Source organism: Heterorhizobium halophytocola (assembly GCF_017873095.1).
Taxonomy (GTDB): domain Bacteria; phylum Pseudomonadota; class Alphaproteobacteria; order Rhizobiales; family Rhizobiaceae; genus Allorhizobium; species Allorhizobium halophytocola.
In genome coordinates this window covers 288639-298940 of sequence record NZ_JAGGJU010000007.1, presented here as the reverse complement: position 1 = coordinate 298940, position 10302 = coordinate 288639, and the positions used below count along the sequence as shown (strand labels likewise).

At 59.9% G+C, this 10302-nt stretch carries 9 protein-coding genes; 6 read left to right on the top strand and 3 right to left on the bottom strand.

Features of this window, described 5'->3' with window-relative positions; all coding sequences use genetic code 11:
• Positions 1–383: 383 nt before the first annotated feature.
• From J2Z17_RS14695 to J2Z17_RS14685, 3 genes are all read right to left on the bottom strand, one after another.
• Entirely contained in the window at positions 384–4679 is a 4296-nt protein-coding gene (locus tag J2Z17_RS14695; protein ID WP_209946314.1) for a HEAT repeat domain-containing protein, read from the bottom strand.
• Positions 4669–5550 carry a hypothetical protein gene (locus J2Z17_RS14690; protein ID WP_209946312.1) on the bottom strand — a complete coding sequence of 294 codons (882 nt, stop codon included), beginning with the start codon at positions 5548–5550 and terminating at the stop codon, positions 4669–4671. The genes J2Z17_RS14695 and J2Z17_RS14690 overlap by 11 nt, the downstream gene beginning before the upstream one ends.
• 331 nt (positions 5551–5881) lie before the next feature.
• Positions 5882–6235, bottom strand: a complete 354-nt coding sequence (locus J2Z17_RS14685) for an Arc family DNA-binding protein (protein ID WP_209946310.1) — start codon at positions 6233–6235, stop codon at positions 5882–5884.
• A gap of 123 nt (positions 6236–6358) precedes the next feature.
• Between J2Z17_RS14685 and J2Z17_RS14680 the strand changes: the two genes are divergently transcribed.
• From J2Z17_RS14680 to J2Z17_RS14660, 6 genes are all read left to right on the top strand, one after another.
• Positions 6359–6538: an Arc family DNA-binding protein gene (locus J2Z17_RS14680; protein ID WP_209946308.1), complete on the top strand. Its 180-nt coding sequence runs from the start codon at positions 6359–6361 to the stop codon at positions 6536–6538.
• 333 nt (positions 6539–6871) lie between these two features.
• Positions 6872–7903, top strand: coding sequence for a tyrosine-type recombinase/integrase (locus J2Z17_RS14675; RefSeq protein ID WP_209946306.1), 1032 nt, complete (start codon positions 6872–6874; stop codon positions 7901–7903).
• Between the two features lie 103 nt (positions 7904–8006).
• Positions 8007–8129 carry a hypothetical protein gene (locus J2Z17_RS25440; protein WP_280923371.1) on the top strand — a complete coding sequence of 41 codons (123 nt, stop codon included), beginning with the start codon at positions 8007–8009 and terminating at the stop codon, positions 8127–8129.
• A gap of 273 nt (positions 8130–8402) precedes the next feature.
• Positions 8403–8828 carry a hypothetical protein gene (locus J2Z17_RS14670; protein ID WP_209946304.1) on the top strand — a complete coding sequence of 142 codons (426 nt, stop codon included), beginning with the start codon at positions 8403–8405 and terminating at the stop codon, positions 8826–8828.
• A 145-nt stretch (positions 8829–8973) separates the two neighbouring features.
• Positions 8974–9234 (top strand): hypothetical protein, encoded by a 261-nt coding sequence (locus tag J2Z17_RS14665; protein WP_209946302.1) that lies wholly within the window; start codon positions 8974–8976, stop codon positions 9232–9234.
• Between the two features lie 75 nt (positions 9235–9309).
• The gene (locus J2Z17_RS14660) at positions 9310–10251 is read left to right on the top strand and encodes a DUF6030 family protein (RefSeq protein WP_209946300.1); all 942 of its coding nucleotides are present in this window, start codon (positions 9310–9312) and stop codon (positions 10249–10251) included.
• Positions 10252–10302: the final 51 nt, after the last annotated feature.

Below are 10302 nucleotides of genomic sequence, written 5' to 3'. Positions count from 1 at the left end.
GCGTTCAAATACTTCGCAATCGTGTTGCGCGACAAACCGGTATGCCGACTGATCTCGCGGATCGACTGCTTCTCGCGCAGCTTCATCCGACGGATAATGTTTAAAAGTCCCATGTGGATCACTCCGTTGCCCCCGTCGCTCACCGCGTTGGGGGAAGGTTCACATGGCTCAATTCTCAATGGAAATTATGCGCCTAACCGGCTCAGTTCTGCGTGGAAACCAACACAAAGACTTTGAAAGGCCGGATTCCGGACTTACGGCGGCGCCCCTGGAGAAGCTCAGGAATGGCCGCGGTCGTTCGAAAACTCTCCTTTGCAGCGTCGACGGGTCTAAATCTTCACAGCGTGGCGTGAAGACGCATCAATCCAAATGCATTCCAGCACTTACATACCGTCGTCGATACCGGCCTCTTCTTCCCTGTATGGCGACATAGAGCGCATGGTCATGACACCGATCCGCTTCGGGAGATCGAACGCCCGGATACCGTCGATCTCTCCGGATAGCGGCAATCCAAACGCAGCGTTGGCGACCCAGGCGATAAAGCGCTCGAATCCCGAATCGAGATTCAGTGCTTGGCTCCAATTCTCGACCGCGGCGCGTTCATTCGGGTTCAGCCCATCCAGGGACTCGCCACGCGCCAATCGCCATACAATTTGCTCGCGGTCATCCAGCGACAACCCACCGACCCTGTCCACCGCTATTGCAGTCATTCGAACAAGCGTCTCGCGCTCGGACTGCTTCGCGGCGCGCAGTTCTCTGAGCAGTTTCTCACGCAGCTCGCCGCCTAGCGCGCCGAAGGCGACCAAGAGCGGGCCGGCAATCACCGAAGTATCGCGTTGCGCGACGCGTGCTGCGTCACCATCCAATGCGTCGAGCTTCTCACTCGTGGCACGGGTACACAGCGCCCAGGCCGCGGCCTGCGCCCGTGGCCGATAGGCCGCGTCATCGTCCAGTCCGGGACTTTCGAGCGCCGTCAACAAAACCGGGGTAATGCGTGCATCGTCCTGCTTCGCCAGCGCAGACAAGGCGGCACAAGCGACGAACGGATCGGCGGAGTGCGCGCTAGCAGCGTCAAGTAGAGCATCGATGGCGCTGACCGGCAGTCCTTCGAATGCTCCAAGGGCCCGCGCTGCTGCCCGAGGGACGCTGAATCGCGACCACGCACCTCCCATCGGCAAATGGCTGCCGAAATTTCGTGTATCGGCGAGCAATTCAATCAAGGGGTCGATGGCCTCTGGCCAACGGTGTTCCTCCATGAGGTGCGCAAAGGCCAGTCGCATATCTGCACTGTCGTCGCTGGCGACCAAAATCAGATGCTTTCGCTCATCGGGGGTCGCGTCGGGCACGAGCGCGCGAAGTGCTTCTCGACGCACAACGTAGCGCTTGTGCGCCATAGCCTTTCGCAGACACGTGCGCAGGTCGACGCCATTCGCGATGTGTAGCGCCTGGATCGCCTCCCGGCCGTCGCCCGCATCATCGGTCCTTAGCAGTCGTTCCGCAGCCGCCTTGATGTCGAGCCCGGCCGCTGCCGCCAGACACGCGAGCGGTCCGGCGAGATCAATCGAACAGGTATGCAAGATTGAGGTCGCAAGGTCACGAGCTGGTTCTGGCAGCGCTGATGCCGCAGCCCGGATGTCCTCGCCAGTCAGGATGTCGACCAAACCGTTAGCCAATCCGCGTTCAGCCTCACCGAGATTCTGGACCAGCCGATCCACCCAAGCACGGCGCGTTGCGAAGGCGTTCTTACCTTCCGGATCATCATTGAGCTTCGTTGCTATCAGGTCATAGACGATCTCCAGGCGCCTCTCGGCCGAAGCGCCTCCAAAGACCATAAGGAGATCGGGAACTGGGTCTCCGGTTCCGCCGTTAACTGCGGCGATCTCCACGAGGCGTTGGCGATGGCTGGCGCTCTTTAAGTCGGACCGGGTCAACTCCGCCAATAGGAATTCGCTTAGGCCGTTGTCCCAGTGCTGCTGGGCGGCATGCCACGCCTGGTCGCGACCCCAATCCTCGGCATGCTCGAGCAGAAATGCCAGTTCCGAAAGTTGAGGCGAACGGGGGCTTTCCGAGATCAATTCGGCCAGTGCGTGGACGAGAAGTTTGCAATGCGGGCTGTCGACGATCCAATCAATGCCATCGCGCGCCCGACGAACTTTCACGATGACTTTCATGCCTTGGCGAGCGTTGAAGTACTGATCGCCGGGTTCGTCGATGATGTGATCAGCCGCGTCCGCGTCGACGGCGTGCTCTTGCGCTCGGTAGGTGTCCTCAGCGAAACCCTCCAACCACGTGTCGGCTTCGGCCTCCGAGCGCGCAAACCGCGCGATCGCCCGGTCGTAATCCGGAGTATCGCCCGATAGCGCGCCCGTGACGATCACGTCGATATTCTCATGCGGCCCCCCAGGAACCGCGACGGAATTCAGTGCATCCCAGAACGCGTCGTCAAGCTCGGTTCCAATTTTGCCGAGCAGCGCGATCAGCTCCGGACAGTACTCGCGATACGAAAACGGCAGTACCTCGCGGACAAATCGATCGATCAGGGTCTTCGTACGCCCGTCGCTTCGCAACGTCGCCACCTCTTCATCGCTGACCTGCGGTGCGTGCCAACGCTCGCGAAACACCGGCGCCTCCGTTTTCGGGCCGCCTTCGAGAAGGATCCTGGCTAAACGACTTGGTACATGGTCGGGCGAACCGAAACGCTCGAGATCGCGCAGCGCCCTTTCGAAGTCGGTGCGCTTGTGGGCGGATAGTGCCACGGCCTCCAGATGAGCGTCTAGGCGCTCTTGCGTCGCGTCGCTGAGATCGAGGTTTAGGTCCTCGATCCGAGCCGCCGCCCGCAGGATTCCGAGCCCCGTCTCCAAACCCCAGTCTTCGTTGCCATTATCCCAGCCGACTAAGACGTCGACGACTGTCGAAAGCGTGCGTTCGGCGTCGCGGGCGCGACGCATGAATATAAGACGCAACCCGTCCTCAACGCGGGGATGGTGGAAGGACAGCGCCGCGCCGTCCTGTCGCAGGTTCTGTCCGGCGACGAGGAAATCAATCAATCCTTCAATGTCAGGCCGCAAAACCGGATCGGCGTCTCTGAGACGCCTTCCAAGCTTGGCGAAGACATCTCGTGCGACCGCTCCGCGAGTATTAAGCATCGCCCAGATGACAGCGGAGCTCTCAGCGCCATCCACTCCGAACGACGCGATCTGAGCGGCGATAACCTTGGAGATGGCCTCGACCTGAGAGTCGGCAAGAATCGCATCAATCTTGCGCGGTTTCTCGCCATTTTCGCGGCTGAGCGCGACGAGGAAGCGCTTTATCTCATAAGGGCGCGTCAGCTCTGCTAGTGCCCGGTCGCGGTGCTGACCCGCGAGCCCACGAGCATGGCCAGTTAGATCGGCGGCGATGCCGTCATAGATTTCGCCGAGGCGCTTCGGCCCATAATCCTCAACCTTGATGGACACGACATAGGACTGGAGATCCTTCATCATCTCGATGCCGGCACTTTGAAGGACGTCCGAGCGGGACGTGATCAAGAACTTGCGGCCGGGGCCTGCGCTGTCGAGCAGCTTGGGAAGCTCTCCGCTCCAGCGATCTGCGCCAGGCGTGAGCCGGTTGCCACCCCATGGATCGCGCAAGTGAAACAGAACAGGATCAGATCGCGTCAGATGATGCCGAACATGTCCGGGTCCATACTCCTCGCCGACAATATCAAACGGTGGCGTGCCGCGCCGAAGATCAAGCTCAAGGATGTCGGCCGTTAGGGTCTTACCCGTACCCGACGGCCCGACAATGACTGCAGCATGCGACGTGTCGAGTCGCTCCTTGATGGCGTCAAAAGAACTAGGGCGAACGTAGTGATCCATATCGCGTGTCGGCGCTACCGAACCGCCATGACGAACCAGAACATCAAGCAGCTCCGAGCGCTTCCAACGCCCTTCGTTGGCGCCCTGTATTCTCTGGCGAACAACGTCGCGAAGATCGCTCAGGCAATCGGCGTGCTTCGATGCGGGGACATGCCCATGCCGGGACAGTAGTGCGCTGATCCGGGTCGCCAAAACCTCACGCGTCACGCCTGTCAGCAGCAGAATACGCGGAGCGAGCGCGGCCTGAGCTGTGGCGTCGTAGCCCCCCCGGCTGTAGGGCGGAAGTTCGTCGGCTTCAGGGAAGTCGAACAGGTGCTCGCCTTCGTGTGGTCTCAAACCCTCGGCTGATGCTTCGTTGGTGACAAAGACATAACGTCGCTGCGAAGCCGCCTGCAGCATCTCCAAAGGCCGGATGCGCTTTCTTCCCTTGTCTGTCTGGTCAGCGTCCTTGCCGAGCAGCACATCCGCGATCGCCGCGGTCGACCATGGCGATCCCGACCGGGTCTTCGCCTGCAAGATCAAATTGAGACTCTCGCCTTCCGCTGTCAGCCCCAATGAAGCGGTCGAAGGCTCTCTAACGGCGGCTTCGAGATCCTCATCGGAGCTAGGTTCGACGACGACTTCCTCGGTCGCGGCCTTGGCCAGCAGAAGGTCGAGCGCCACCCAGACGGTGACCTCGATCTGATACTCGTAGCCGGCGTAGCCGGGATTGCCGGAGCGGCCCCTCGATCGCGCCGGAATACCCCCGCCAGTGGTGGTGCGACGCTTGCGAGGCCGTCTGGATTTGCCGCTCTTTGGTTTAGCCGTCTTCTTATCCGCCACGGCTGGTCCCTTTCAGAACCATTCGCACGAAAGCAAACATTCGCATGAACAGGTAGTCGATCTGTTCTGGCGAAGTCAGCGCTTCCTGCGTAACCTCCGAATGGCGGATACGAAAGCTGTTGCCAATGTCCGTCAACTCGATCGCTTCGCGCGCCAGCAATTGACGGAATGCCGAGTTCGGTGCGGCAACACGGTCTAATAGCGCATCTGCCTGCACGCGTTTATTCACCCCTGGCTCAAGCGTTTTCAGCCGCTCAAATGCGTCCCAGAGCTTTTCAAGCGAGTCCTGGCGATCTTCCGACTTTGGCGACACGATCCGTCGCCGTGCGGCCTCGAGCAGGCGATCCGTCTCGCCATCCCCTGTTTGGAAAAGGGTCCATGCGATCGCTGCGGCCAGCGGCGCCGGGAGGAGACGTCGAGCCTGCCCCGCGGGCGTAAGCTCAAACGCCAGCCCATTGCGGCTGAACAGCATGTTAACATCTGCGATGAACCGCTCAAGGCCCGCAGCTCGGTCCCAACTGAGATGGTAATGCCGAAAGAACGAATGAAAAGACCCTTGAACGGGCTGCCCCACAGCAGCGGCGCAAAATTCCAAAAGGTCGAGAATTACGGGGGTGGCCGGTACTTCGGTCGGTGAAAGCGGCCATTCCACCCAAGGTACTTCCGCTGCCAGTACCCGTTGGAAGGAGTGTTCATCGCACCCGCACGGGTCGTTCCCATCCGGACATTGCTCAGGAAAGCGCAATCCGAATGAGCCATCGCCGATGCGGGTCTGGATCAGACTGTATAGCCCGGCCCACAAGCGCTCGTCGATGACATCAATCGTCGGCGGCCGAAGTCCGTATTGCCGGTCTGTGAAATAGGTGGACATTTTTTCCTGTCGTTCCTGCGCCTAATGCTGTCTTGATTATGACGAGCTTTGCTAGGCCGGTAAACACGCCATACTCAGTTGAGCGCGCATAGAGACGCTGCTGTGATATTGCCCGTTTGCTGCAGCGAACGATCAACTTGCCGCACCACAGGCTGAACGGCGGCTGTGCAGAATGCGGCTACGCAGTATGGAACGGACCCGACCGGCGGCAAATGGCCGGGGACGTCAATATGGTGAGTGAAGAGGAATGTCTGTTAACGCCAGTCGATGCCCGCAAGCAGACAGTCTCCTCACGGCCCCACTGCAGCCGGTGATGAAACCAATCTCCAAATCAGTCAGCTAAGAATCTACGGGCAGCACTTTCGAACTCTTTAGCAGGATATAAGATAATTGTACCGGCGACTTTGGGCCGAGGGATAAAACCTTGCTCAACGAGCAAATCTAACTCGGGTTGGGATACGCCGAGCAGCGCTGCGGCGTTCTGCTTGCTTATACTAATTGGTTTAATCTGAACGATCTCTACCGGTGCATCAAACTCTTTATCGAATGTTGCTCCGAGCCGAGCGACGATCTCGGCATTCATCGATCGGCCCGAATGGTCTGCCGCCACTTTGATCTCATGTCGCATACCCTCCGGCAGCCTGAGCATGAATTTGTCGCTATCTCTACCAGTATTGTTTGTCATGGCCGACTACGATTTTCCGTTAATTCCGCATGCTGTCACGGTGACGTTTTTTTACCGTTGACGCAATGGCGTCACTGTGACATCTTTGATGATATCACAGTGACACACATTGAGGTGCGATTTATGCAACAAACGCGCACGACCGGGCAGTTCCCACTTCGGATGCCCGACAAGCTCCGCACTGCTATCAAATATTCGGCGATGGAAAATGGGCGATCGATGAATTCTGAGATCGTATTCCGCCTGTTTCAAATCTTCCACCAAAGTCGAGATGAGATGACGAAGGCCGACGCCAAAGCCTGAATAGGCAGCGTCGGCTCTCCCTTATCTTTCCAAAAGGAGCATCACGAATACCGAGCGCCACCTCCCCGCCGGCTTGAAGAACTTACCCCCTTAAAACCAGGATATTGCCTATTCAAATGATGTTTCACCGCGTGGACTTTTCGCAATTGAGAATAATGAGGAGGAACTGATGCCACTCCCCAAAATCCACACCGCGGAGGATGTCGCCCAAATGCTGCACGTCTCGACGCGCACGCTTCGCGAAATCCTCAAGGACAAACCGTTTTACAGGAAGGTCGGCCAGCGTAAGGTTTTCACCGACGCGGACGTTTCCTCCCTTCTGGAGGCCCTGCAATGCCGCTTAAGCTCGCCCGCCGACATGGCGGCAAAAACTGGTACATCCGTGGCACCGTCCGAGGCGTCACTGTGGACGAAACTACAGGCACTGACGAACGAGACAGGGCGGAAGAAATCCGCCTCCGGCGAGAAGCGGAGATCCTCGACCGTTCCATCCACGGAACGCGAAAGACAGCGACGTTCCTTGAAGCCAGCGTGATGTATCTCGAGAACGGCGGGGCAAGCCGCTTTGTCGATATAGTGGCGCGTCACTTCGGCACTAAGCCACTCGGCGAGATAGACCAGGCAGCTATCGATGGGGCGGCGCGCAAGCTGTACCCGAAGGCAACGGCCGCCACGCGAAACCGGCAAGTCTACACCCCGACCTCGGCGGTGTTGCACTTTGCCGCCAAGCGCCGGCTCTGCGATACACCGATCATCGAGCGACCAAAGCAGGCCAAGGGACGAATTCGGTGGATCTCGCATGCGGAGGCCGATCGGCTGATCGAGGCTAGTGCGGTACACTTGAAGCCACTGGTGATCTTCCTGCTCTATAGCGGTGCCCGTCTCTCCGAGGCGCTTTATCTGGATTGGCAGCAAGTCGATCTTTCGCGCGCCCATGTGTCTTTTCTCGATACCAAGAGCGGCGAGGATCGTGGCGTGCCCCTGCACCCTTATGTGGTCGCCACGCTTGCCAATCTGCCTCGACGAGAGGGTGCTGTATTTCGGCGGCCGGACGGCAAGCCATATGAGGTGAAAGCCGGTGGTGGCGGGCAGATTAAGTCCGGCTTTAAGGGAGCATGCAGGCGAGCCGGCATATCCGACTTCACGCCGCACGACTGCCGGCATACCTGGGCGACCTGGCACTACCAGGTTAACCGCGATCTGATTGCGTTGATGAGGCTTGGCGGATGGAAATCCGAGAAGATGGTGCTGCGTTATGCGCACCTGAATGTAGACAACCTGTCCTCTTCAATATCTTCGCTCCCTTGGGGAAAATCCGGGGAGTTTTCAGAGGGTAATAGAGAACTTAAAGGTAAATCAAATTGATGCGCCCCAATGAGAACATACTTGGTAAGGGAGAGGCCGAGAGTTCAAATCTCTCTAGCAGCACCATTTACCTTCTCCCAATCCACTTCACGACACATTTTTGATGCTGCCGCTGGCAGTGATCGAGACGCTGGTTCGCGAAACATGGCGCGGCGCGCCCACGGTCGTCTTTGCCGTCAAAGATCTGCAAAAGAGCGAGCCGCTCATTCTGCCGACCGACACATAAGGTGCCAGCCGTGCCATTGCCGCACCTTTCGCCAAGACGCGGCGCCTGGGCATGAGGGTGCCGGTACCCGGCGGCAAGGGGGATTCCGGCGCAGACAAGAGGCTTGCCCTGGGCGATCTTGAAAACGGCAAGGCCGGCTGATCCCGGCAACCGCCGGGCTCAGCAGCCGGCAGTTTTTTTATGCGGGGTCGGCGGGTGACGGAACGGTCCGTTGCCGTTAAAGCTCCGTCAGCCCCAAGGGCACATTCCCGAATCGCCTTCCAAGGTGACGCTGTGACGAAAATCAAACGGACCCGGCTGGAAAAGCTGAAGCACTCCTGGGCGAAAGCCTCGGTGGAGGAGCAGCAGGCGTTTGTCGTCTGGCTTGGCGAGGACCAGCAGATGCCGGTTGCAGCGGGATCCATCCGAACCGCAGCTCCAGCCCCGATTGCCACCGGCCGCTATCTTACCCGCGAGACGGTCGATCGGTTGCGGGGCATCATGGCGATGCGCGGTATTTCGCTGGCCGAGGTGATGGTCGAGATGGGGCTGGAAAGCCACGACCGCTCGCTGGCGCGCGCCATGTTGCGGCAGACCAGCCTGCGGCTGAAGACGGTCGAGGCACTGCAGGTCTGGCTCGCCGCCCACGCGCCCCCGACAACGGCTCCCGCCCCTGCCCCGGTTCTCGAAAGTGCCGAGAAGGCCGGCGAAGAAGACTGAGGGCTTTCCTGCTCTCCCGTTCATGGCCGACCGGCCATCCGCCCATACCCTTGCTCCCGACCATCGGCGGATCGTCGCGGCAACCTTTTGCCGTGCGACGGCGTTTCTGATCGAGGCGAACCCGGGACCGAAAAGGAGGAGCACCATGCAGACCGCAATCGAGGAACTCGAGGGGCGGCTTAACGCTCAGCGCGAGATCATGGTGAGCCTGTTCGCAGCCCTTCTGCGAGACGGCAAGATCGACGATATCGACCAACTGGCCGAAGAGATCTCCCCGCATAACGGAGAAGAGGACCCGGGACTTGAGCCGTCCCGCGCGTTTGCCGTCGAAGGCGCAACAGCGCGCGAGATGCGGTCGATCGTCGAAGCGGCGAAGGCCAGGGCGCAAGCCTTTTCGCGGGGCTGACGCCGACCTGCCCCCCCCGAAAGCTCGCATCTAGGCCGTAGCGCGCGATCTGTGCCATAAGCGTCTGGGGATGGGATGCGAACCGGCATGATAGCAAGCGGCAAGGACGAACAGCGCGACCGGGTGAAACCGGTACTGCGGCAAAGGCCGAGGCGCGGCGGCGCCTTGATCTTCCTGCTCGTCTTCACCGGCATGGCGCTTACCATTGCCGCCACGGTGCTTCTCTCCAACAATGCCCAGCACTTGAAGCAATTGCTCCTATGGTTCGACATCGACTGGCCTCCGGCAAGGATTGCCGCGCCCGGAAAATCACCGGTGCAGGCCAAGACCGATCGGCCCGCCCCGGCCACCATCGATCTCCCGCCGCGCTTTTTCAATCCACCGGACGTCGCGGTCGCGGGGGTCTTTCTGCGCGAGATGCGCGACCTCGGGCCGCAGGTCTGCAAAGACTTCACCCAAATCGGTATCGACAATAACGGTTGGCGACAAAGCCCGCTCGACCGCTCGACCTTCGAATGCCTGTCAGACGAACCGGCCACGGATGGTACCGGCGCGCGGGGGTCGGCCGAGCCGTCGCTGTTCTTCATTGCCAAGGGGGATCCCGATGGCGAGATCCGTTCGATCCGGATGAAGCTCGTCCTTGCCGACAGCGCGCAGGACCCGCCGATGCGCCAGCGGATGATCGATGGCGTCAAGCTTCTGGAAGAACAGACAGGATGGCGCGACCTTTCCCAATTCGTCGACAGCATCGCGACCCTGAAAGATCTGGTCACAAGCCATTCGGGAATGTCCTACAGCTTTCAGCGGGAGTTTACCGACCCGCACCGCTTCAATCTGATCGTGATGGCGACCAACAAGCTGCCGACGGTCAAGCGTTCGCGCGCCTATTTCGACCGCAAGGACTGGCTGCCGGCCGCACCCCATTCGCCGCAGCGCTGGCCTTTCGTCGAAACGCCGAAGACCTCCCGGCCGGAGATGCCCGATGCAGCCGTCAAACCGACCGGCCGCACGCCATAGAGCATACTGCGCAAAGCCTCGCTCCAGTTTTGCCCGATATTTTCCGAAGTC

What these genes read in the sequence shown, in the direction of transcription:
- J2Z17_RS14660 (WP_209946300.1), top strand. Translation starts at nt 9,310, where the DNA reads ATGCGAACCGGCATGATAGCAAGCGGCAAGGACGAACAGCGCGACCGG.
- J2Z17_RS14675 (WP_209946306.1), top strand. Translation starts at nt 6,872, where the DNA reads ATGCCGCTTAAGCTCGCCCGCCGACATGGCGGCAAAAACTGGTACATC.
- J2Z17_RS14690 (WP_209946312.1), bottom strand. Translation starts at nt 5,550, where the DNA reads ATGTCCACCTATTTCACAGACCGGCAATACGGACTTCGGCCGCCGACG.
- J2Z17_RS14680 (WP_209946308.1), top strand. Translation starts at nt 6,359, where the DNA reads ATGCAACAAACGCGCACGACCGGGCAGTTCCCACTTCGGATGCCCGAC.
- J2Z17_RS14665 (WP_209946302.1), top strand. Translation starts at nt 8,974, where the DNA reads ATGCAGACCGCAATCGAGGAACTCGAGGGGCGGCTTAACGCTCAGCGC.
- J2Z17_RS25440 (WP_280923371.1), top strand. Translation starts at nt 8,007, where the DNA reads ATGCTGCCGCTGGCAGTGATCGAGACGCTGGTTCGCGAAACATGGCGC.
- J2Z17_RS14685 (WP_209946310.1), bottom strand. Translation starts at nt 6,235, where the DNA reads ATGACAAACAATACTGGTAGAGATAGCGACAAATTCATGCTCAGGCTG.